This is a genomic window from Tritonibacter sp. SIMBA_163 (assembly GCF_046535935.1).
Lineage (GTDB): Bacteria > Pseudomonadota > Alphaproteobacteria > Rhodobacterales > Rhodobacteraceae > Epibacterium > Epibacterium scottomollicae.
Window position 1 is genome coordinate 1 of record NZ_JAWJBP010001285.1, and the last position, 237, is coordinate 237.

1 protein-coding gene is annotated in these 237 nt (G+C 61.2%); it reads left to right on the plus strand.

The window, feature by feature from the left end; translation table 11 throughout:
• Positions 1 to 206, plus strand: a 206-nt coding sequence (locus R0J92_RS26440; RefSeq protein WP_411053871.1) for a hypothetical protein, incomplete at its 5' end; no start/stop codon positions are given.
• Positions 207 to 237: the final 31 nt, after the last annotated feature.

The following is a 237-nucleotide window of genomic DNA, read 5'->3' on the forward strand; positions in this document are numbered from 1 at the left end:
GTTGCTTGCGCTGGTTCTTTTTCTTCTGCTTCGGTGAGGCGGAGATTACTGATACCAGCCCGGCCTCCTGCAACCATGCCATCATGCATCGCCGGTTATTGCTCTCAGACCTGATGCCGGCCACTCGGTGTCGTCTGGGCACTGGTGTCTCCCAGCTCGAGGGCCGCGTGATCGGGCGCCTTGCGACATTTGGGGGAGGCTTTTGATGACCGCGCGCGTTGGGTGGGCCGGCCTTTT